The organism is Chryseomicrobium aureum (assembly GCF_043182735.1).
Lineage (GTDB): Bacteria > Bacillota > Bacilli > Bacillales_A > Planococcaceae > Chryseomicrobium > Chryseomicrobium aureum.
Window position 1 is genome coordinate 1657116 of record NZ_CP171117.1, and the last position, 23356, is coordinate 1680471.

At 43.9% G+C, this 23356-nt stretch carries 22 protein-coding genes and 1 other annotated feature; of the genes, 3 read left to right on the plus strand and 19 right to left on the minus strand.

All coding sequences use genetic code 11. The features are described 5' to 3' along the window. Nucleotides 1–10: 10 nt before the first annotated feature. From ACF3OH_RS08650 to ACF3OH_RS08680, 7 genes are all read right to left on the minus strand, one after another. A complete protein-coding gene (locus tag ACF3OH_RS08650) occupies nt 11–2281 on the minus strand; it encodes a DNA translocase FtsK (RefSeq protein ID WP_392454099.1) in 2271 nt (756 codons plus the stop codon). 130 nt (nt 2282–2411) lie between these two features. Further along, nucleotides 2412–3029, minus strand: coding sequence for a YtpR family tRNA-binding protein (gene ytpR / locus ACF3OH_RS08655; RefSeq protein ID WP_204590489.1), 618 nt, complete (start codon nt 3027–3029; stop codon nt 2412–2414). Next, a complete protein-coding gene (locus ACF3OH_RS08660) occupies nt 3030–3839 on the minus strand; it encodes a DUF1444 family protein (RefSeq protein ID WP_392454101.1) in 810 nt (269 codons plus the stop codon). A gap of 37 nt (nt 3840–3876) precedes the next feature. Continuing rightward, nucleotides 3877–4191, minus strand: coding sequence for a thioredoxin family protein (locus ACF3OH_RS08665; RefSeq protein WP_204590491.1), 315 nt, complete (start codon nt 4189–4191; stop codon nt 3877–3879). Next, nucleotides 4188–4715, minus strand: a complete 528-nt coding sequence (locus tag ACF3OH_RS08670; RefSeq protein WP_204590492.1) for a hypothetical protein — start codon at nt 4713–4715, stop codon at nt 4188–4190. Before ACF3OH_RS08670 ends, ACF3OH_RS08665 begins: the two co-directional genes overlap by 4 nt. Nucleotides 4716–4772: 57 nt before the next feature. After that, complete coding sequence (locus tag ACF3OH_RS08675; RefSeq protein WP_392454103.1) at nt 4773–5294, minus strand: DUF84 family protein; 522 nt, start codon at nt 5292–5294, stop codon at nt 4773–4775. 40 nt (nt 5295–5334) lie between these two features. Further along, complete coding sequence (locus tag ACF3OH_RS08680) at nt 5335–6408, minus strand: M42 family metallopeptidase (protein WP_204590494.1); 1074 nt, start codon at nt 6406–6408, stop codon at nt 5335–5337. Nucleotides 6409–6574: 166 nt separating this feature from the next. Here ACF3OH_RS08680 and ACF3OH_RS08685 point away from each other — a divergent pair, with 166 nt between their 5' ends. Beyond that, nucleotides 6575–6892 (plus strand): PepSY domain-containing protein, encoded by a 318-nt coding sequence (locus ACF3OH_RS08685; protein WP_204590495.1) that lies wholly within the window; start codon nt 6575–6577, stop codon nt 6890–6892. A 237-nt stretch (nt 6893–7129) separates the two neighbouring features. On the opposite strand, the gene ACF3OH_RS08690 is transcribed toward ACF3OH_RS08685, so the two are convergent. The 6 genes from ACF3OH_RS08690 to pepV are packed head-to-tail and all read right to left on the minus strand — an operon-like array spanning nt 7130 to nt 12346. Next, nucleotides 7130–7978 (minus strand): MBL fold metallo-hydrolase, encoded by an 849-nt coding sequence (locus ACF3OH_RS08690; RefSeq protein WP_392454106.1) that lies wholly within the window; start codon nt 7976–7978, stop codon nt 7130–7132. 10 nt (nt 7979–7988) lie between these two features. Then, the gene (gene trmB / locus ACF3OH_RS08695; protein WP_392454107.1) at nt 7989–8630 is read right to left on the minus strand and encodes a tRNA (guanosine(46)-N7)-methyltransferase TrmB; all 642 of its coding nucleotides are present in this window, start codon (nt 8628–8630) and stop codon (nt 7989–7991) included. Nucleotides 8631–8644: 14 nt separating this feature from the next. Then, on the minus strand, nt 8645–9562 hold the full coding sequence (locus ACF3OH_RS08700; protein WP_392454109.1) for a diacylglycerol/lipid kinase family protein: 918 nt from the start codon (nt 9560–9562) through the stop codon (nt 8645–8647). Then, entirely contained in the window at nt 9559–10104 is a 546-nt protein-coding gene (thpR, locus tag ACF3OH_RS08705; RefSeq protein WP_392454110.1) for an RNA 2',3'-cyclic phosphodiesterase, read from the minus strand. Before thpR ends, ACF3OH_RS08700 begins: the two co-directional genes overlap by 4 nt. Then, entirely contained in the window at nt 10097–10948 is an 852-nt protein-coding gene (gene dat / locus ACF3OH_RS08710; RefSeq protein WP_204590500.1) for a D-amino-acid transaminase, read from the minus strand. The genes thpR and dat overlap by 8 nt, the downstream gene beginning before the upstream one ends. Nucleotides 10949–10951: 3 nt before the next feature. Beyond that, the gene (pepV, locus tag ACF3OH_RS08715; RefSeq protein WP_392454112.1) at nt 10952–12346 is read right to left on the minus strand and encodes a dipeptidase PepV; all 1395 of its coding nucleotides are present in this window, start codon (nt 12344–12346) and stop codon (nt 10952–10954) included. A gap of 226 nt (nt 12347–12572) precedes the next feature. On the opposite strand from pepV, the gene ACF3OH_RS08720 reads away from it, so the two are divergent. Beyond that, on the plus strand, nt 12573–12794 hold the full coding sequence (locus tag ACF3OH_RS08720) for a DeoR family transcriptional regulator (protein WP_342528807.1): 222 nt from the start codon (nt 12573–12575) through the stop codon (nt 12792–12794). A 54-nt stretch (nt 12795–12848) separates the two neighbouring features. On the opposite strand, the gene ACF3OH_RS08725 is transcribed toward ACF3OH_RS08720, so the two are convergent. Together ACF3OH_RS08725 and ACF3OH_RS08730 are read right to left on the minus strand one after the other, a co-directional pair. Next, nucleotides 12849–13553, minus strand: coding sequence for a pseudouridine synthase (locus tag ACF3OH_RS08725; protein ID WP_392456744.1), 705 nt, complete (start codon nt 13551–13553; stop codon nt 12849–12851). Continuing rightward, nucleotides 13553–15193: an oligosaccharide flippase family protein gene (locus ACF3OH_RS08730; protein WP_392454115.1), complete on the minus strand. Its 1641-nt coding sequence runs from the start codon at nt 15191–15193 to the stop codon at nt 13553–13555. Before ACF3OH_RS08730 ends, ACF3OH_RS08725 begins: the two co-directional genes overlap by 1 nt. A gap of 103 nt (nt 15194–15296) precedes the next feature. Between ACF3OH_RS08730 and ACF3OH_RS08735 the strand changes: the two genes are divergently transcribed. Continuing rightward, entirely contained in the window at nt 15297–16550 is a 1254-nt protein-coding gene (locus ACF3OH_RS08735) for an NAD(P)/FAD-dependent oxidoreductase (RefSeq protein ID WP_392454116.1), read from the plus strand. A 1214-nt stretch (nt 16551–17764) separates the two neighbouring features. On the opposite strand, the gene leuS is transcribed toward ACF3OH_RS08735, so the two are convergent. The 4 genes from leuS to ACF3OH_RS08755 form a co-directional block, all read right to left on the minus strand. Next, the gene (leuS, locus tag ACF3OH_RS08740) at nt 17765–20179 is read right to left on the minus strand and encodes a leucine--tRNA ligase (RefSeq protein WP_392454118.1); all 2415 of its coding nucleotides are present in this window, start codon (nt 20177–20179) and stop codon (nt 17765–17767) included. A 56-nt stretch (nt 20180–20235) separates the two neighbouring features. Further along, nucleotides 20236–20450: a binding site (T-box leader), on the minus strand. Nucleotides 20451–20493: 43 nt separating this feature from the next. Further along, entirely contained in the window at nt 20494–21261 is a 768-nt protein-coding gene (locus tag ACF3OH_RS08745) for a 3-hydroxybutyrate dehydrogenase (RefSeq protein WP_392454120.1), read from the minus strand. Between the two features lie 65 nt (nt 21262–21326). Next, nucleotides 21327–22658 carry a GntP family permease gene (locus ACF3OH_RS08750; protein WP_392454122.1) on the minus strand — a complete coding sequence of 444 codons (1332 nt, stop codon included), beginning with the start codon at nt 22656–22658 and terminating at the stop codon, nt 21327–21329. A gap of 31 nt (nt 22659–22689) precedes the next feature. Beyond that, on the minus strand, nt 22690–23349 hold the full coding sequence (locus ACF3OH_RS08755) for a 3-oxoacid CoA-transferase subunit B (RefSeq protein WP_204590507.1): 660 nt from the start codon (nt 23347–23349) through the stop codon (nt 22690–22692). Nucleotides 23350–23356 lie beyond the last annotated feature (7 nt).

A 23356-nucleotide genomic window follows, 5' to 3' on the forward strand; every position in this document is an offset into this window, starting at 1 on the left:
GGGTTCCTCCTTACAAAATTTCCTGTAAAAACTCTTCGGATACGAGTACTTCACGTGGTTTACTTCCATTTTGGCCTGTGATGATGCCTGCTGTTTCCATAGCATCCATTAGCCGTGCTGCTCGATTATAGCCTAAGTGGAACTTTCTCTGCAATAGAGAAGTCGAAGCAGCGCCATGTTCAATAATAAAACGGCATGCTTCTTCAAATAGCTCATCCTGTTCTTCCACTTCGACTGCGCGCACAATTAAATCTTCTTGTTTGAAAATGTAGTCTGGTTCTCCTTGCGAACGAGCATGCGCAATGATTCTGTCGATTTCATCATCCGAAACATAAGTCCCCTGAATCCGGATTGGGCTTGCCATCCCACTTCCGAGGTATAACATGTCCCCTTTTCCTAACAGACGCTCAGCTCCTTGTTGGTCAAGAATCGTCCGGGAGTCGATCTGAGATGAAACAGAGAACGCAATACGCGTTGGAACATTAGATTTGATGAGACCCGTGATGACATCAACACTTGGTCGTTGCGTAGCTAGAACGAGATGGATACCACATGCACGCGCTTTTTGAGCGATTCGGCAAATCGAATCCTCCACGTCCTGTGGCGCGGCCATCATCATATCCGCAAGCTCATCAATGACAATTACGATGTATGGAAGTTTTTTCGAAAATTTGCGAGCTTCAATTGCATTCTGATTAAAGCGAGAAATGTCACGTACTGCTGCATGTGCGAACAACTGGTAGCGTCTTTCCATTTCCTCAACTGCCCATTTTAGTGCAGCAGCAGCAGCTTTCACATCTGTTATGACAGGGCTGATTAAATGAGGGATATGGTTAAATGGCGCTAATTCCACTACTTTTGGATCAATCAGTAACAGTTTGACATCGCTCGGTGAAGCTTTATATAACAAGCTAATGAGCAGTGAGTTAATAAAGACAGACTTTCCAGAACCAGTGGCACCAGCAATCAAGCCATGTGGCATTTTGCGCAAGTCCATTGTCACAGGTTGACCATGCAAGTCGAGCCCCATTGCCACTTCAAGTGGAGAATCTGCATTTTTAAAGGCAGGTGCTTCAATTACTTCCGATAATTGCACAGCACGTGACACACGGTTTGGAATTTCTATTCCGATTGAGCGGCGCCCAGGAATCGGTGCTTGGATACGAATGTCTTTAGCAGCAAGTGCTAATTTCAAGTCATCTGTTAAATTACGGATTTTACTTACTTTTGTCCCCTGCCCTACCGTTAACTCAAACTGAGTGACAGCTGGACCTTGGACAATAGAGATCACTTCAGACTGAATCTGGAAATGTGCGAGTGCCTCGACAAGATGCTCGGCTTGTTGATCCATCCACTCATTATCATCCGATTTATGTACAGGTGCATGTAGGAAGTTGGACGCTGGCATTGCATAGTTGGGTACAATAGGTTCTTCTTTTACTTCAGACTTCATATCGCGTGTCTCATCAAGAGGTACAGCTGGTTGCGCTGGCACTTGAATCGGCTCTTGTTTGAGCTGAGTAGGTACAGATACTTTTTGTTCAAGCTTACGTTTATCCGAAGAAAGCATCAATACATTGAAAGGTTTGATTTTTTCTTTCGGGCGCTCTGGCTCGGGTACAGTTTCTTCAACTACATTCTCCGCTTGTTCAAGGGCTACTTGCTCAATTGTTGCTGTTGCTTCTTCATTGTTTAGATTTACTGACTGTTCCACCACTTGCTCTTGAGGCGCAGGAATTTCATCCTTCATCTTATCTAGTACAACTGGTTCTGTTCTTAAGGCTTCACCTTTAGTTGGAATATCGAGTTCAACAGCTTGCACAGGTAACTCTTCCTGTTGTTCAGCTGTCCAATCATAGTGAGATGTGCGCATTGTTCGTGTGATGCTAGCTGCTGATTCTTGCTCCGTCTTCAGCCCAAAGACTGGCGAAGGAACGACAGATGGCACGTAGCGCTTTTTTGACCGTACAATTTCTTTTTGCACAGGCTTATTTGAAACCGGATCTTGCTGGCGTTTCGGAGTACGCGGCTCTGAAGGAGCGTACGGCTTTTTCGGTGCCTGTGGCTCAGAAGGCGTATAGTGATTTTCATATGAATAACTTGAAGGCGTTGGCTCAAATGGAGCTGCCGTAGGTTTATTTACTAGATAGTTTTTTTCATCGTCCGAAATGAGCGGGAAGCGGAATGGTGGCTGCTTCTTCGCCGGCACTTCTTCAAAGGATGATTGTTCTGGTATTTCTTCTTGTTGGTGTTGTCGGAATAATCGTTTTACCCATTCCATGGTGTTCTTCATCCTTTCTATCTCTCCATTTTACCAAGAAAAAGGCCTGACGTCTGTAGGAATTTCGTACACACGTCTAGGTAGAAGTGATGTTTTAGTAGGAATAAAAAAAGCACGCCAGATGGCATGCTTAGAAAGTAATAGATAACGATTCAAAAGGGGTACCCGGAACGACTGAAGAGTCTATGACGAGAATGCCTTTTTCTTGTGGTGCATTGGGAATTGCTAGCTCTTTTGCAGAACAAATCATCCCAGAAGAGGGAACGCCTCGAAGAACAGCATCTTTGATTTCAAGACCTGATGGCATTGTGGCGCCAACTTTTGCAACGACGACGTGTTGTCCTTGTTCGATATTCGGAGCTCCACATACAATTTGCAATTCTTCATCTCCAACGTCCACTGTTGCAACGCGAAGTTTGTCTGCATCCGGGTGAGCTGTTAGTTCTTTCACATGCCCGACAACGAATTTTGGAGTGAAGTCAGCTTTTAATTCAAGTGGCACGTCATTCTGATCTAGAATTTGTTGTAGTTTTGACACCAATTCAGGAGATAGTTCAACAACTCCGTCTCCAGGTAACTTTTCATATGTTGAAAAACAGAATAGATTACACGCTACTGCTTCATTTGTCACTGCATCTGTAACGAGGGTAACGTCGCCAAAGCGTTCAGTTGAAAGTTCATTAGTAGTAGAACCTAATTCAATTAATAAAACGTCACCGATTCCTTTTGTATTGTAATACACGCGCATTTAGTTGTTCTCCTTTTGATTAGCATGCTTTCCGAGAATAAAAATCGGTTCAAGCTCGCCTTCTTCGTATAAAAATGATAATGATGTGATTGGAACAATTCCCACTGTAAAGAAATGCATCGTCATTTGGGCTAAAATATCGTAGCCAGCATCATTTCGGATGTCTCCAATAATCAAAACATCCTGATGAGGAACAGCGAGTGTCATCTCACCTTCGACTTTGTCTTGCATCTCCTTCATCAACCGATCGTTTAAAATGCGACTCGCATCGTAGCCATCATTCGCGTTGAAAAAGTAGTACTTGTTTCCTGCAACTTCATCTACTTTATACGCAGTTGGTAAATTGCGCAATTGGAATAGTGCAGACTCTGTTACTTCTTGTTCAGTCATTTGCAATTTCCCTAGCAGGTCTTGATCGACTAAGCGGTACGTAGACCCTAAATCCAGTGCATAGAAAATACGTGTCTCTGCAGTGTGAGGTCTAGTGATGAACGGCACACCTTGCTTCGACTTTGTTGGGAATGAAGTCGCGCGAATAACAGGATAAATTGTTGGATTCAAGTAGCGTTCTGTTTGCTGCTCTTTTTCCATCGCGTCAAATGTTTCGTGAATCATATAGACGACTTCTTCGATCGCCTTTTCCTTCTTTTGTCCATACTTCGCAATCACTGGACCGAGTGACAATTCAATTGTTCGGTTCACACGTTTATGTGTGAGTTTGAGAATATTGGTTTCACGATTGTAGGAATACGTATAATCCTCTTCGAGTAATGATGTTTTTAACTGTGCAATCAGCTGCAAAGGCTTCATTGAGAGCACTCCTTTCTCAGCTTCAAAATGAAACGGCTCACGCGAGTGAACCGTCTAAAAACTCTTCAATTTGTTGTTGTGTCTTGCGGTCTTTGCTAACAAAACGTTTCGTTTCTAACCCTTGTTCAAAAACGATGAAACTTGGAATGCCATAGACGTCCATCTCTTGGCAGATTTCGATGAATTGATCTCGATCAACTGAGACAAATGTATAGTGTGCATACTTCTCTTCCACTTCTGGCATGAAAGGATCGATAAAGTGACAATCCGGACACCAGCCAGCTGTGAATAAGAATACTGTGTTGCCTTGTTTTAGTTCTTCAAACTGTTCTTTTGACTGTAAATCAATCATTGTGACGCCTCCTCAGTTTGGTATGAATGCACAATCCGCATCATATCTTGTAATTTTGTATCAATCGCTTTGTCATTTGTGACGGTAGAAAGCTTTACGCCGCCGCGGCTAACAATCAATTCAAATTGATCATCTGAATGCGCGACCACAGCTGCGAATCCAAATTGGTCACTCAATTCGTTCGTCTCTTCTTCCACTATTTCTTTTGAAGGATCCGATACGAGTAAATCATAATACAGTCTGCTAGTAGCCGGTTCATTCTCATTTATAAATAACACATACGTGTCGTTTGAGTGATTCAATAATATATTTGGTGCCTCTGACCCTGTTTCTACTTGATAGCCTGATGGAATGAATAGACCGTGTTCGCCAACTTTTTCATTTGGTTGCTCAGGTGTCTCTTCAAGTAATTTAGTTGCGCTTCGCACACCTTCAGCTGCTTGTTCTTCAGGTGATGCACAAGCTGCGAGTACAAGGACGAGAGCCAGTGGGACAAGTAAAAATCGCCATTTACGTTTTATCATTTGATGGCCTCCCTTCTTTTTCCCCGCCCTCTATTGTACCTGTCTAGGCCAAAACAATCAAACAACTGATTTTTGACGCATCCATTGTCCGATCAGCTGCAGCACGATATGTTCAAACATCGCACTTCTATCAATGAGCCCATTTGTGAACACGCCGATAGCCCCTTCATTATGGCGAATATTTTGTTTGTTCGTATAGAGGTCCATTAAAGGTCCAAGTTCCTGTCCCGCACGAATCCCCTCTGCGATTTCTTCCGGAAGAGGTAATCCAGCGCCCATTGCAGTGAACGTCTCTCCATCTCTCGTAAAAAGTGCTCCCCAATTACACAAATACAAAGTCCCTTCGATCCACTTGACTCCACCTTCTAGGCCGATGGCAATTTCTGATTCCGTTTCACGCAATGCGTGACGTGCTCGGTTTATCGCGCCTTGTCGTGTTTCCTCATCTGAGATGGGCTGTGCTGCCACATCTGATTCTGCAGGGAATGGTTGAAAATCAAAGATTACTCCAGCTTTTTCACATGCATTTTTCACAGCTTGAATTTTCGCTTTGTTTTGTGTTCCAATAGTGCAAATCATATCAGTTCCTCCTATTAAAGAAAGTGCCCCGAAGGACACTTTAGACGTTGTCTTTGATTGTTTTCAATGTAGTAGCATCTGCTGATTTCACAAGTTTGATGAGCAGTTCTTTCGCTGCCGCGTAATCGTCTGTGTGAATGATCGAAGCTGCCGTATGAATATAGCGCGAGCAGATTCCGATTACTGCACTTGGAACCCCTTCGTTTGCCGTGTGGACACGTCCTGCATCGGTCCCACCTTGTGAAATGAAATACTGGTACGGAATCTTGTTTGTTTCAGCCGTATCCAAAATGAATTCACGCATTCCACGGTGAGTCACCATCGAACGGTCTAAAATACGCAATAATGTTCCTTTTCCAAGTTGACCAAATTCATTTTTGTCGCCAGACGCATCATTCGCTGGACTTGCATCTAGTGCGAAGAACAGATCAGGTTGAATCATCGTTGCAGATGCTTGTGCTCCACGAAGACCAACTTCTTCCATTACGTTTGCTCCAGAGAACAATTGATTCGGCAACGTTTCACCTTTTAGTTCTTTTAACAGTTCAATCGCAAGACCCACACCATAGCGGTTGTCCCACGCTTTTGCCATGATTTTTTTCGGATTTGCCATTGGCGTAAATGGACACACTGGAACGATTTGATCACCTGGACGGATGCCCATCGCTTGAACGTCTGCTTTATCGTCTGCCCCGACATCAATCAACATGTTCTTGATATCCATTGGACGATTGCGTACTTCTTCGCTCAACAAGTGCGGCGGGATTGATCCAATCACACCAGGAATTGTTTTTTCACGTGTCACGATATCTACACGTTGCGCGAGCATGACTTGATTCCACCATCCACCAAGCGGCTGGAAACGAATCATTCCGTTTTCTGTGATGCTAGAAACCATAAATCCTACTTCATCCATGTGTCCGGCAACAAGAATGCGAGGGCTATTTTCAGGTCCCTTCTTGACACCGAAGATGCCACCCAAATTATCTTGAATGATGTCATCCGAATATTTTTCTAGTTCTGATCGTACAAAGTTACGAACTTGGTGCTCATTTCCTGGCGTTCCAGGTAGTTCTGTTAATGTTTTAAACAACTGCAAAGTTTCTTGATTCACTTGTAATGTCCCCCTTAACAAAATCACTCTACTTTCTAGTGTAGTAGAATCTAGTGCAAAATTCCATCTTTTCTTTCGATTTTCGAAATAGCTAATGTTTCGTTTTCTGTTTAAAAACGTATATACTGTGTGTAAGGTATTTTTTGTATAGAGGAGGAATTCGTAAATGAGATTACGTGATTATATGATGGGTCTAGGAACAGGTGTCGTGATTGGGGTCGTCGCTTCACAAGCAGCTAGTCGCTATATTCCAAGTGTGACAGCGGATCAAGTTTTAGAGCAGGTGAAGGAAGCCTTTAAGCAAGAGGGGCCAATTGACGGGTCTTGGGTCTATATGAAAACTGAACCGTTTCATGTTGGCTTTATCGAGACAGAAGTTTTTAAAGGTGGCATTACGCGTATGAAAAACGGGCAGACTGAAAACTACGAGTTTGCAGCGGATGCGCGTACAGGCTCTGTGTTAGAGATTAAAAAGATTTCATAAATGAATGGTGAGTGAAACGAATCGCTGGAGCAGCGGTTCGTTTTTTAATTTGGTGTGTAGTTTGGTTGAGCGGCCGTTCATCGGACGAAGCGGCGATTTGTTCGACACTAAATGGGATTTGTTCTACCCAAATCGATTTTTATTCTACCGAAATCAGATTTGTTCTACCGAAGTCATGTTATGGAAACTATTCGCCAACAAAAAAAACCGGCCCCCACTCCAGAGGCCGGATCCAAATTAAGGTGTACGTTTCACAGCGTCGACAATTTCTTTACCGTCCGGTGACCATTTCAACAAACGATAAAACGAGTCATGGTAGAAACTTACCCAGTACCCGTTGTCGAGCACTTCTTTCACTAACTTCTCTTTTGTAAAAACAGACTTCATCGGATAATCATCATACGCTAAAACCCATAACGGACTTTGGTGCGCATGTGTCGGCATCAAATCTGCAAAGTGAATAATTGTCTCGCCGTTTTGTTCCATCTTGATGATGCTATGGCCATCACTATGACCACCTGTATGAATCATTGTAAGACCTGGAATGACTTCGTGCGTTTCTGAGAAGGTTTGCACCTGCTGCTCAATTGGCTGCCAGTTCTCTTTCCAGTATGTATTGCGTGAACGAACATTCGGATTGCGCATCTCGTTCCATTCTACTTCCGACACAAAGATTGTCGCATTTGGGAACGTGGAGCTGTATGAACCATCTTGCTCTAAACTTGTCAATCCAGAGGCGTGATCAAAGTGCATGTGAGTCATCATAATGTGCGTGATGTCGGCGGGTGTTAAGCCGAGTTCTGCTAATTGTTCGTTGACACGAGATTCGTCCGTAATGCCGTAGTTGCGCTTTTTCTTGTCATCAAACTTCCCCGCATTTAGTCCCGATTCCAACAAGATTTTGTAGTCACTTGTTTGAATGAGTAGTGGATCACACGGAAGTTCGATTTGATTTTGTTCATTGACCGGATATTTTTTTGACCAAAGCGGTTTCGGAACGACGCCAAACATCGCTCCTCCATCCATATTGGTTGTACCACCTTTTAACCATGTAAACGTAAATTCCCCAAATTGATACGTGTCCATTTCTTCACCCCTAGTTGAATTTTGCTTCAAGTCGATAAATCGGCTGCCCCTTTGCAGCAAACTTTTCCTCATACTCTGTTCGTACATTGTCTTCTGGCTCGTTGGTATGCAAATCGAGCGAGACAAATACTAGTTTCATGCCAAAATCGGTCATGCTCATCAAAGAATACTCAAATAAGCCACGATTGTCGGTTTTAAAGTGTACTTCTCCACCTTCAGGTAGCAACTCTTTATAGAGTGTCAGGAAGTTGGCATGCGTTAGACGACGTTTCGCATGACGGGTTTTTGGCCATGGATCCGAGAAGTTCAAATACACTTGACCAATGTCGCCTTTATCAAAATACTCCGTGAGGTCTTTTCCATTTACATTCAATAGACGTAAGTTTGGAAGAGATTCCTGCTCCAGTACTTTTTCAAGAGCAACCACGATAACAGAATCATACAATTCGATTCCGATGTAATTGATGTGCGGGTTTTGACGTGCCATGCCAATGACAAAGGCACCTTTGCCTGTTCCAACTTCGACATGAACGGGGTTTGTGTTCCCGAACTCTTCATGCCATTTTCCTTTTCGTGATTCCGGGTCCGCAATAACGACTTCCGGATGGGCTTTAATATAGTCTTCAGCCCATGGTTTATGACGTAAACGCATAGTTGTTCACCTTTCTATTTCACGGGCATTGCCCAAGTTTGTGGCTTCAATGAAACCTCTGCCCATTCATGAGGCAGCAATTCACCGCAGAATTCTCCGTCGGTATGCCCAATTGTTGCATGTGCGAAGCGAAAGCGAAAGCTAGTGCCGGAAAAACTTTGGACTGCTTTCAACTTTGTGTGCCAGCCTATAAAGACCGTACCAAATAAAACAAGTAATTTCCACCTTGAAATGTTTGATACGACGGTTGCTTCCAGAATTTCATCCACCGGATTCGATTGAGGAGAAATTTTCATTCCGCCTCCAAAATACGATTGATTGCATACGACAACAAACCAAACATCCGGTATTTGATGCGGCCGCCCGTCAATTTCAAGGTGTAAAGAGGACGGCTTATACGTGAGAAGCTCCTTCACGACGACTCCGTAATACGCTACTTTCCCAACACCATAGCGGTTGAATCTTTTTTTCCAGATCGAACGATTGGCTGCATAGACAACCTTTGCGTCAAATCCATATCCCGCATTGTTCACAAAAATTGCGCGATTGAGTGGCGTTGATAATTGACCGATACGCATCTGAACAGAAATTGTTGATTGCATTAGTAAGTCAATCTCTTCAGCGGACTTAACGGTTGTGAATGTCCGACCAAAATCATTCCCACTGCCTGCAGAGAGAGCCACGACTTCTACATGGGTGCTTCCCGCACATCCCTCAATCACTTCGTGAACCGTTCCGTCCCCTCCAATCGCAACAAGTAGGGTTGGCTGAGCATCTTGACTGATTTTCTGCGCAAATTCGACTGCATGTCGATGGTATTCGGAAAAGAAAACTTCATACGGTTTCGCCAGTTGCTTTTCTAGTTGATGCCATTTTTTTAATGCTTGACCATTGCCAGCCGCTGGATTTACAACTACAACGAGCCGCTTCATTGTAACAACTCCAGTTGCAGTGGAAAACTTGCAATCTGTTCATAACTGGGGCGCATACCTTTGTTGACACGGAACAGACAGAACTCGCCTACCTCCCAGCATATTTGTGCTTGGCCTGTAAACCGAATGTCCTCTATTTGTCGTGCACGTTTTGCAAGCGTGACATGGGGAACATAAGGTGATTTTCTATCTGCCCCGAATCGTGACGTGACGGCCCACACTTTTTGTTCAAGCTCATCTAGTGCTTGATTTCCTTCAACCACTGTATAGACGACACGAGGAATTTTGCCCTCTCCAAACCCAGCAATCTCCGTGGTGCTCATCGAAAACGGTTTACCCTTCAATTCTGAGAGTAGCTGTTTTAGCTGTTGGAGCTGATCTGAAGACAGCTCTCCGATAAAAGACAAAGTGCAATGTAAATCAGTTGCATGCGTAACACGGCGGTAATAGTGCTCGAGTTCAAGTGTTTGTTGCAGATTTATGAAATAGGCATGGTATTTAGAAGGGACCGGGATCCCGACAAAATAATGCGCATTAGACATGAAGTTGTTGTGGCAGTTTTGCTTCGAATGCTTGCTGTAGCTTTCGGGTCCATTCCCCTGGCTTGCCATCTCCAATTACGGTTTCATCGATTTTCACGACTGGCATGACCTCGATTCCAGTCGACGATACAATAAATTCATCCATATGAAGTGCTTGTTCCTTAGTAAAGGCTTCTTCTACGACAGGAAGACCGATTTCTGCGCAACAATCCAAAATGACTTGACGCGTGATTCCGTTCAAAATCAAGTTGTTTACAGGGTGTGTATAAAGAACTCCATTTTTAATGCCGTATGCGTTCGACGACGAACCTTCTGTAATGACTTCTCCGCGATGCTGCACCGCTTCGAAACAGCCTTTTTGTACGGCTTCTTGTTTTGCCATGACATTTCCAAGCAGATTTAAAGATTTAATGTCACAACGTAACCAGCGAACATCTTCGACTAAACAAACGGTAACTCCCGTTTCAAGTTCGTTGACAGGTCGTGCTGACTCGCGTGTGTAGCCTGTCACAACAGCTTCCACTGCAGGATTCGGGAATGCATGGTTCCGCGGCGAATGACCGCGTGTCACTTGCAAGTACACAATCCCTGTTCCTAGTTCATTTTCTTCGATTAATTGATGAATCAAGTGATGCAGCACATCTTTTGTGTACGGAATTGCCATACCGATTTTATCGGCACTCGCATACAATCGGTCGATATGTTCTGTTGCAGTGAATACGTCTCCGTTGTATACCTTTACAACTTCATAAATGCCGTCTCCAAACTGATAGCCGCGGTCTTCGATGCTGATATGTACAGCGTCTCGTGCAACAAGTTGATCATTCCAAAGTACTTTTTCCATGAGTTAGTCCTTCTTTCCTGCGAGTTCAGCAAGTGCATCTGCATAGATTGCTGTCGCTTTTAGTAGATTTTCAATGTCGACAAACTCATCGGCTTGGTGGGCAACGTCTGCTTCTCCTGGGAACACCATACCAAATGCAACTCCCTTTTTAAGCACACGTGCATACGTTCCGCCACCAATTGCGAGAAGTTCTGCTTTTTCACCAGTTTGTCTTTCGTATACAGTAGATAACGTTTGAATCAGCTCATCGGATGCATCTACATAATGCGGACCTGAGTTTGAACTGACACGCACGTCGACTTCTTTCTGTTTGAAATAGTTCGTAATTTTCTCAACGAGTTCTTCAAACGGTGCGCTGACGGAGTAGCGCATGCTCACTTTGATTGTGAACCCTTCTTCACGCACAAAGTGAAGGACACCCGCATTGTAAGTTGTTTCACCTGACATACCGTCAGAAAAATACCCATCAAATGTTTTTCCACGGGAATCGCTTCCGAATGCATCCACCAAAGTCTTCACGAATTTCGTACCTTGCCCGCCTATATTTAACGTAACAAGAAATTCTGCAAGTTTGATTGCAGCATTGATCCCGTTATCCGGTTCCATCGCATGCGCGGATTTTCCGGTGACTATAAGTGAAGTTTTCCCGTTCACGTTTTGCGCTTTTCCCTTTAGGTTATTTGCAAGTAAAAATTGCTGGAAAGAGGACTCGAGTTCGCTAAGTGGCAACTCGAGAAGCGCATTCGCTTCATCTGGCACCATGTTCGTACGTTCTCCTGACTGGAAAAATACTAGTGAAGAAGCCTCGTTTGTTGACGACTGAGACAATTCAATCCCTGCGATTCCTTTTTCCGCATTAATGATTGGAAAATCAGCGTCAGGCGCAAATCCTAGTGTTGGCATCTCTTCAGTTTCAAAATAACGCCGCACACAGCGGAATCCACTCTCTTCATCCGTTCCGATGATTAGACGAACGCGTCGCTCTAGTGGAATACCTGAATCTTTTACAAGTTTCATTGCCATCCAAGCAGCCATAGTCGGTCCTTTGTCGTCAATCGTGCCGCGCCCAATCATTTTTGAGCCGACGATTCGTCCTTCAAATGGTGGCACACTCCACCCATCCCCCGCTGGAACAACATCTACGTGACCGAGAACACCAATCAGTTCATCCCCTTGTCCCATCTCGATATGTCCTGCGACGTTTGCAACATTCTTCGTCGTCATTCCCTGCTCTGCTCCAAGATGCAGAAGGTATTCGAGTGCTTCGAGAGGTTTGGGTCCAAACGGGGCGTCTTCTGTAGCAGCAGATTCATCCAACACACTTTCTATAGAAATTAACTGCTGGAGTTCTCTCAATAGCTCGTCTTTTCGTGCTGTGGCTAGTTCAAACCAATTCATGGTAGTCCTCCTCAAGATGAATAATGCTTCTATTTTACACCGAAATAGCATTAAGGTTTTGTAAAATCAGCAAATTTTCTAGAAAATTGTTGCAAAAGCGCTTATAATGAAATTGTCAGATAGTTTTAGAATTGAACATAAAGGGGATGTCTAAAGTAACTAGTTAACCGTTTTACCAATCGTCCGCTAGTCGAGTCAAGGATACGATAAGAAGGAGTGGTTACGAATGAAACCAACTACTGATCGGATGCTCAATCGAATTAAAGATATGTATATGTTCATCCGTGAGAACGGAACAGTAACAACACAAGATTTAGTCGATGAATTTGGCATCACTCCTCGCACGATTCAACGAGATTTGAACGTGCTAGCATTTAATGACCTAGTCATCAGCCCTGTTAGAGGGAAATGGACAACGACGAACAAACGCGTTAAAATCTCATCGTAGACAACCCACAACTTAGAACGAAGAGAGGCCCCAATCGGAGCCTCTCTTTTATGTTTACTGTAAGTTTTTGAATTCTTCTTCTGTGAGTTCCCGGTAGTCACCTTCAGAAAGTGTCTCATCTAAACGAAGATTGGCCATTTCAAGACGTTTTAAGTAGACGACTTTTTTCTCCACCGCTTCAAACATCCGCTTGACCTGATGAAACTTTCCTTCTGTGATGATGAGTTCAATCTTCGAAACCTCAGCGCTTTCCAAAATAATAAGTTCTCCCGGTTTTGTCACGTAGCCTTCTCCGATTTCCACACCACGCGCAAAGGCTGCAACATCTTCTTCCGTCACAACACCCTCCACATGAGCATAGTACTTTTTCGGCACTTTCTTTTTAGGAGAAAGCAAACGATGTGTTAGATCGCCGTCATTCGTTAGCAGCAAGAGTCCGACAGTATCTTTGTCTAGACGACCGACTGGGTGAAGATCGTAATGGCGAACGTCCGCATCCAATAAATCGAGCACCGTTTTGTCTCGGTGATCTTCTGTTGCAGAAATGACTCCCGGTGGTTTATTCATCATTAAATATATATACGGCTTATACAGTACTTGTTCATCATAGACACGGATATCCGCTTTGTCTGGATCAATGGATAAACCACTGTCCTTTACAACAACTCCGTTCACAGTGACAGCTCGTGCTTTCACAAGCTGTTTGACTTCTTTTCGCGTTCCAATGCCCATGTTCCCTAAAAACTTATCGAGTCGCATCATGAAATTCCCAACTTTCTAGTGAAACGAGTTAAACGCTCTCCAAAGAGCTTTTGAGCAAGACCGAGTTTCAAGCTAACAAATCCGTAAAATGCTGCTCCTACCCCAGCAGCTCCTGCAATAATGACAATAGATTGCAGTTTGGAATCTGGATTTAAGAAAAGCTCTAACAGTTCCTTCGTGAAGAACGCTAGTACAAGCATGACCGCAGTAAGTGCCACAATCAGTATTAAGCGTCTGAAAAGCATTTTAGTTTCGTATGCAAGGAAGTAACGGATCACTAGGAAATTCAATGTGATGGCTGTCAAGTAGCCAACAGATGTTGCGAGTATTGCTCCATTTGTCTCAAAGACTTTAATAAACGGTACGTTCAGCAGCATTTTCACGAGTATGCCAATCATCAAGTTCAATATGATGAGTTTTTGCTGATCGATTCCTTGGAGAATAGCAGTAGTTACCGGGTATAAAGCGAACAAGATTGCAACCGGTGCATAAGCGGCTAAGATGCTTGCACCTGTTTCGCTTGCTTCGTAAAACACCGTATAAAATTCATACGACAATAGAGAAATACCCAATGCCGCAGGAAGCGTTAAGAACACAAGAATTTGGAATGTTTGATTCAGTGAACGCGTCAATCCTGCGATGTCTTGTTTAGCATAATATGTCGTAATCAAGGGAATCAGTGTCATCGCGAATCCCATCGCAAGCATGACCGGAATCATCACAAGCTTGTGGCTCGAGAAGTTGAGCATCCCTAGCAACGTATTGGCTGTTCCTTTCGCGACACCGATTGCTTCCATTGAGGACACGAACGTAATCATATCGATAAATTGGAAAAGCGGATTAATGACCCCAACAAGGGCGAACGGAACCGTGTAAATCAGCATTTCTTTGTAAATCGTTTTTAAAGATCTTGTTGATTCTGTTGTCCCCGTGTAATTCATCATTTCATCGAACTCAGGTCGCAGCTTCTTCCAGTACCAAAACAGAACGCCCATACTCGCAAGTGCACCGATAAATGCAGCGAATACAGCAAATGATACTGCCGTCTTCTCAGTACCACCAATTAGTTTTACAACGACAAATGCTCCTACAAGTAGTACAGCAATACGAACAATTTGTTCAATCAATTGCGATACTGCAGTTGGTGTCATATGTTGATAACCTTGGAAAAAGCCACGTATTAAACTCATCGCCGGAACGACTAACACGGCGAAGCTGACGTATTTGATTACAGTCGCCACATCATTGACGTTGAATGGTAGATTTTCATCGACATCTCCTGATGCTTGTTGATTCATCACTATTTCTGCGAGTGGTTGCGCCATAAAAAACAAAACGAGAAATCCGACAAACCCAGTTCCAAGCATGATCAATCCACTAGATTTTACAAGTTTTCGTCCGGTCGCGTAATCGCCCATTGCATTATATTTCGAAACAAATTTACTGACTGCTACCGGAACACCGGAAACCGCAATGGCTAGCATAATTGTATAAGGAACATATGCGTATTGATAAAGCACCACATACTCTTCCCCAATCAGTTGATAAAACGGTATTACATAAAGCACGCCAAGAATTCGTGATAAAACGAGCCCGAGCGTTAATATCATAGTGCCTTTCAGCAAATTTCCTGCCATCATCATCGTCCCATCTGCAAAATGTCTATCTTTCAGTTTACAGCTCCTCACACAAAAGCTCAATGCTGTATACTAAAAAGAAAAAAAGGATTGTGACCAATTCATGTTTGATGTAATCGTAATCGGCGGCGGGCCGTCTGGACTTATGGCGGCGTGCGCTGCAGGTGCCGAAAAGAAAAAAGTTTTACTCATTGAAAAAGGTACAAAGCTCGGAAAAAAATTAGCCATTTCTGGTGGCGGACGTTGTAACGTAACAAACCGTCTGCCTCAAGAAGAAATCGTAAAGCACATCCCAGGAAATGGTCGATTCTTGTACAGTCCATTCTCCGTATTTAATAACGAAGACATCATTGCGTTTTTTGAAGCGTTGAATGTTCCTTTAAAAGAAGAAGATCACGGGCGCATGTTCCCGGTTTCGAACAAAGCCATGGATGTTGTCAATGCTTTGATTGACGAAATGAAACGCTGGCATGTAGACGTCCGTCTACAAACAAAAGTTGCGAAGCTATTAATGGACGATGAAAAAGTACTTGGCGTTCGCCTCGAAGACGGTACAGAAATTCGCGCGCATGCCGTTGTAGTTGCCGTTGGTGGAAAAGCAGTTCCGCAAACAGGCTCGACGGGAGATGGCTACCCATGGGCAGAAAAAGCTGGCCACACAGTAACGGAACTTTTCCCGACAGAAGTACCCGTTTTATCTTCTGAAGCATTTATTCGCACAAAAGAATTGCAAGGCCTTGCTCTTCGCGATGTTGCCGTGAGCGTGCACAACGCTAAAGGCAAAACACTAGTAACGCATCAGATGGATATGCTATTCACGCACTTTGGCGTCAGCGGTCCCGCTATCTTGCGTTGCAGTCAATTTGTTGTAAAAGAACGTAAGAAAAATGGTGGAAAACCAGTCGAACTGCGCATCGATTCATTGCCAGAAAAGAACGGTGAAGAAACGTTCCAACATGTGTACGGCATTTTAAAAGACGAACCAAAAAAAGCAGTGAAGAATTCATTGAAAGGCCTTGTCCCGGAAAGATGGCTGTTATTTTTGCTGAAGCGTGCGGAAATCAGTGAGGACTTGCGTGGTGAAGAGTTGTCAGCTGAACGCGTACGTACTTTCTCTACATTGTTGAAGTCGTTTTCGATGCTAGTCGATGGTACGCAGCCACTTGAAAAAGCTTATGTGACGGGTGGCGGTGTTTCAATTAAAGAAATCGAGCCAAAGACGATGGCGTCGAAGAAAAAGCACGGGCTTTATTTCTGCGGGGAAGTTTTGGATATCCACGGCTACACGGGCGGCTACAATATCACAGCGGCCCTTGTTACAGGCAGAGTTGCGGGGATGAGTGCGGCGTCACTTTAGATGTGGAGCCGACTGTTCAGAAATTGTGCAAGATGACAGCGGAGCGCGTGAAGCGCTCTTTGCTTCATGGGATGCGTTGGCATCTTGCGGGATTTCTAGGAGGCGCAACTCGATTACTCTAGATGTGTAGAACGCCACTCTAGAAACTCCGAGGAAATCAGACGTGCCCGTGAAGGCGCTTTTCAGCCTTTGCGGGTGCGGCTGATTCCGGAGCGTGTTTCTGGCGTTCGGAACTCGATTTCGCCTAAATGTGGAGCCGACTCCAAGGCGTTGAGTTAAGGAAAATTAATAAAGAGAATCCATGAAAAATCGGTCACTCGAAAACTGAGCGACCGTTCTTCTACCGAAAGTGAAATTTATTCTACCCAAAGTGGGATTTAATCTACCCAAATCGAATTTATTCTACCGAAGTCGTTTTATGGAAACTAATTCAATAACCAGACCCTAATTTCCTAAGATCTTTCCTAGCAAGGGCTTGTGTCGCTGAGGTTTTGAAAATAAGTGACAGGCACCAAATGGGAACTGTTGGAAATAAAAATGGTGTTATATAGGGATTCGTCGCAATTAAAGAGAGAAATCGGTGCCTGTCACCCATTAAAAAAAGGAAATAAAATTCCAAATATAGAATATTATGATATTATTATGTTAAGTGAAGTACTAATTCAACATATTTAAAATTTTGGAGGCTGATATGAGTAAATCTAAATTTTGGATACTTATGTTTTCTGGTATACTGACTGGTTTCATCTTATCAGGTATTTTAAGATGGATAGATAAAGGAATTTCATTGGTAAATATCTTTCAGGCTCTTCTGGGTGATCCTAGTTTCATCTCGGTTACGATATTAATAGTTGCCACATTACTATTTTGCTACGTAATAATTGCTGGGTCTTACAAAAATAGTGTAAAAGTTCGTAGATGAGAAGGTACATAAATAACAGTTAATAATTCAAATAAAGAACTCCATTAACTTGGAAGTTCTTTTTTTGCGATTAAAGTTGGTATCAAATCCCGGAAGCCAGGTTGTCATTTCCCGGGCCATCTGAGTTTTCCTGAGACCCGGCAACGAAGATGAAAGTGCTCTTCTTTCAGCTTACGTGGGGAGGCTCAGGGAAACTCACCCAGGAAATGGCAACCTGGCTGTAGGGATTTCCACTTTTAATGAACTCAATCAAAAGCCCCCTCCACCAAAATAGGTGAAGGGGGCTGATCTATTATCCAACGACAATATTGACCATCTTGCCAGGGATTGCAATCACTTTGCGGATTTCCTTGCCGTCTGTCCACTCTTTTACTACTTCGTTTTCAAACGCAATTTTCTCCATTTCTTCACGAGAAGCATCTTTCGCCACAACGACTTTCGCACGAAGTTTTCCGTTCACTTGAACCGGAATTTCGATTTCGTTATCGACCAATTTGCTCTCGTCATACGTTGGCCATTCTGCATATGTGATGGACTCTGTGTGACCTAAGTGCTGCCACAACTCTTCCGCTACGTGCGGTGCAATTGGGGACAACATCTTCACAAAACCTTCTGCATAGTGCGTTGGCACAACATCGGCTTTGTAACATTCGTTGATGAACACCATCAATTGCGAAATGGCTGTATTGAAACGAATGCCTTCGTAGTCTTCTGTCACTTTTTTCACTGTTTGATGGTAGACCTTCTCAAGTGTTGTGTCCGATGACTCTTGAACTTTCGCAGCAAGCGTCCCTTCTTCTGTCATCATCAAACGCCAGATGCGGTCTAGGAAACGACGAGAGCCGTCTAATCCGTTTGTTGACCATGTAACAGCTGCTTCAAGTGGTCCCATGAACATTTCATACATACGTAATGTGTCGGCACCGTGTGAAAGAACGATGTCGTCCGGATTAACAACATTGCCTTTTGATTTTGACATCTTCTCGTTACCTTCCCCAAGAATCATTCCTTGGTTAAATAACTTCTGGAATGGCTCCTTCGTGTGGACGACGCCTACATCGTACAACACTTTGTGCCAGAAACGCGCGTATAGCAAGTGAAGAACAGCGTGCTCGACTCCACCGATATAAATATCTACAGGCAGCCAACGTTTCAATAGCTCTGGATCTGCGATTGCATCCGCATTGTCTGGATCGATGTAACGGATATAGTACCAGCAGCTACCTGCCCATTGTGGCATGGTGTTAGTTTCACGACGACCTTTCATGCCGGTTTCAGGATGTACCACGTTCACCCATTCTTCAATGTTCGCAAGTGGTGACTCGCCAGTGCCGCTTGGTTTGATGTCTGTCGTTTTTGGAAGTTCTAGAGGAAGCTCATCTTCCGGAACTGTCGTCATTGTGCCATCTTCCCAGTGAATGATTGGAATCGGTTCACCCCAGTAACGTTGGCGGCTGAATAGCCAGTCGCGCAAGCGGTACGTGATTTTCTTTTCGCCGACACCTTTGTCCGCTAACCAGCCAATCATTTTTGCGATAGCTTCTTCTTTACCTAAACCATCAAGGAATTCCGAGTTCACATGCTCGCCGTCCCCAACGTATGCTTCTTTTGTAATGTCTCCTCCAGCCACGACTTCCTTGATTGGTAAGTTGAATTCAGTAGCGAACTCATAATCACGCTCGTCGTGTGCCGGAACCGCCATGATAGCACCTGTTCCGTAAGTAGCAAGTACATAGTCTGCAATCCAAATCGGCATTTTTTCACCTGATACAGGATTAACGGCATAAGCACCTGTGAATACGCCTGTCTTTTCTTTCGCAAGATCCGTACGTTCTAAATCACTCTTTAACTTCACTTTATCTAAGTAAGCTTCCACCGCTTCTTTTTGATCAGCTGTTGTGATGTCCGACACTAAAGCATGTTCAGGAGCAAGCACGGCATACGTTGCACCAAACAAAGTATCTGGGCGCGTCGTGAAAGCACGGAAGCTCTTATCTGTTCCATCGATTGCAAACGTGATTTCAGCACCTTCAGATTTGCCAATCCAGTTGCGCTGCATATCTTTAATGCTTTCCGGCCAGTCCAGTTCTTCTAAATCATCCAGTAAACGCTCTGCATATTCAGTGATACGTAACACCCATTGACGCATCGGACGTCGCTCGACTGGGTGGCCGCCGCGCTCTGAAACGCCGTCGACAATTTCTTCGTTAGCAAGAACGGTACCAAGAGCTGGACACCAGTTCACAGCCACTTCATCCACGTACGCCAAGCCTTTGTTATACAGCTGAATAAAAATCCACTGCGTCCACTTGTAGTAGTTCGGATCCGTCGTATTTACTTCACGGTCCCAATCATAGGAGAAGCCAAGATCTTTCATCTGACGCTTGAACGTCGCTACGTTTTGCGCTGTGAATTCAGCCGGGTCGTTTCCTGTATCTAGTGCGTATTGCTCTGCAGGAAGACCAAACGCGTCCCACCCCATTGGGTGCAATACGTTGTACCCTTGCATACGCTTCATACGGCTCAAAATATCTGTAGCCGTGTATCCTTCTGGGTGTCCTACGTGTAGGCCAGCTCCTGATGGATATGGGAACATGTCTAGTGCGTAAAACTTTTGCTTTGAGTTGTCGTTCTCTGTGCGGAATGTTTTGTTGTCATCCCAAAATTGTTGCCACTTCTTCTCGATTTCCTGATGCGGAAAACTCATTGTAGTTCCTCCTTGTTGGTGGCGCATTTTAGACAATAAAAAAACTCGCCCCTTAAAAAAGGGACGAGAGAAATTTAGTCTCACGCGGTACCACCCAAATTAGCAGAATTCTGCTCAACTTGATTCCTTAACGCGGAATACGAAACAGACTACTAAATGTTCGCCTGTTTGACTCAAAGGGGAGTTCAGAATCGGATTTCACTGGTTTGCACCACCCACCAGCTCTCTAAAGAAATCTACAGTTCCTACTGATCCTTATCACAGTCTGTTATTGATTGTAATTGTACCGGAAGACGCGCCGTTGTTCAAGTGCTTTATTGAACCGTGTAGCCGCCGTCTAATACAACTGCCTGACCTGTCATCCCTTTTGCTTGCTCGCTCGAGATAAACATTGCAAGGTCTGCAATTTCTTTTACGTCTAGTAGACGCTTTTGAGGAACTAATGGATAGATGACTTCTTCGAGTACACTTTCAAGTGGCACGTTGCGTGTTGTCGCTAAGTCTTGCATCTGATTGCGCACAAGTGGTGTGTCCACATAACCTGGGCAAATCGCATTGACTGTGATGCCGTCTACTGCCGTTTCAAGTGCAGCCACTTTTGTTAATCCAATCACGCCGTGTTTCGCTGAGTTGTATGCAGCTTTCCCTGCAAACCCGACAAGACCATTGATAGACGCCATATTAATAATGCGGCCGAAACCTTGTTTACGCATATGCGGAAGTGCGTGTTTCGTTGCGACAAACGGTGCTGTCAGCATGATTTTAATTAGAAGTTCAAAACGCTCTGTCGGAAAATCTTCAAGCATTGCCACGTGTTGCATCCCAGCATTGTTAATTAAGATATCTAGTCGACCAAATGTTGCAACTGTCTGATCAATCGAAGCTTTCAATTCCTCTTCGTTTGTCACGTCACATTTAATACCAAGGCTGTCGCCACCAAGCGCTGCAGCGGATTCTTTTACTTTTTCTTCGTTAATGTCTGTAAGCACAACTTTGGCTCCATTTTTGAAAAACTCTTCTGCAATTTCAAAACCGATCCCTTGAGCTGCTCCTGTAATTAATACAACTTTATCTTGTACCATCGATGTCCCTCCTGTTGCTATTCTGAATAGAAAAAGCCGCACGAGGCGGCTTAATCACTTTACTGTTAAATACCAAAGCCTAATGAGAATAGAGCAATCGCAATAATTACACCGATCACTGGAATTGCTACAGTTACTGCCGCCATTGGCCAGTAGGCTGCACTATGCTTCTCGCCACAAATCGATTGAATTGTCGTAACAACATACCCATTGTGCGGAAGTGAATCCAGTGCACCTGATGAAATCGCAACTACACGGTGAAGTGCTTCCGCGTTCACACCAGCATCTAAATAGCCCGGTGCAATTAGTGGTAAAGCGATTTGTTGACCACCCGAAGCAGAGCCCGTCATACCCGCAATAACAGAGACAGCAACTGCTGCTCCTATAAGCGGAGAACCTGGAATGCTCGTCATTGCATTGACTGCAATTGAAAAGGCTTCTGTTTCTTTTGCCACTCCACCGAAACCTACTACTGCTGCCGTGTTCCCGATTGCAATAATTGCTCCAAGAGTCCCTTGTGAGACAGCTTCCCATGGATTTTTAAAGTATCTCCAGCTAACAATGAATGTTGCCAAAATACCAGACAACAAGGCAATGATTAAAGCCGACTGCTGCAGTGAATCATGGAAGATGAATGCAATGATCAATACGACAACGAGAGGTACAAAAGAAAGGAATGGGTTTGGTAATGGTCGTGTCGTGTCAAACGTTGGATCATTTGGACGTGCCTCAAACACTTCTCCTTTGTTTACTGCTTTCACAATTAGCTTTTTTAACCACATATAACCAAATACAGCCATGAAGATGGCGACAATGATACTAACTTCCCACCCTGCATAGGCATTCGTGCCAAGGAAAGGAATCGGAATCCAGTTTTGAATTTCTGGTGAACCTGCTGATGTCATCGTGAACGTCACAGAACCAAGACCTAATGTTGCCGGAATAAAGCGTCTTGGTAAGTTCGCTTGTTTGAATAGTGAAATTGCCATTGGATAGACGGCAAATGCAACTACAAATAAAGAAACTCCACCGTACGTCAAGATAGCACAGGCGATAACAATAGCTAATACTGCATATTTCAAACCTAGTTTGTCAGTTACAAACTTTGCAACAGCATCCGCTGCTCCGCTATCTTCCATCACTTTCCCGAAAATCGCACCAAGTAAGAACATCAAATACCAAGACATGATGAATCCTGTGAAACCTGTCATGTAACTTGTTACAAAGTTTGGTACACCTTCAGCCGCCAGTTGCGGGAATAAAGGCATTCCAGATAAAACCGCCACAAAAATTGCGGAAATTGGTCCAACGATGATGATATTAACACCTTTCATCGTCAAAAAGATTAATAGAAAGAGTCCGCCAAGCAGACCAATCATACTAAAAACTGTTTCCATTTCATTTCCCCCATCTAGTCATGGGGTCGTATTAGAACGAAACGTTTTCCTTTACGTTATCCACATTCAGGTCCGCTTCTGTTGCTTCTACGACGCCCTGAATTGTATGTCCTTCAAATACTTCTTTGAGGACGAGTCCATGTTCTGTCACTTCAATGACAGCGCGGTCTGTGATAATTAAATTCACAACACCTTTACCTGTCAAAGGAAGCGTACATTCTTTTTTAATCTTCGGAGATCCGTCCTTTGCCACGTGATCCATGATGACAATAATTTTCTTAGCGCCGTGCACCAAGTCCATCGCGCCACCCATACCTTTGATCATCTTTCCTGGAATCATCCAGTTGGCAAGGTCACCCTTTTCAGATACTTCCATACCACCAAGGATGGCAACGTCAATGTGGCCTCCACGGATCATGGCAAAAGACTCTGCGCTTGTGAAGAATGCAGAACCTGGAATAGTAGTCACAGTTTCTTTCCCTGCGTTGATTAAGTCTGGATCAACTTGGTCTTTTGTAGGGTAGGGCCCTATTCCAAGTAGACCGTTTTCAGATTGTAAGACAACCGTTTTGTTCGGTGCAATAAAGTTTGCAACAAGTGTCGGAATCCCAATACCGAGATTTACATAGTTGCCATCTTCAATTTCCATCTCTGCACGTTTTGCAATAAATTCGCGTGTTGATAAAGTCATGAAAATT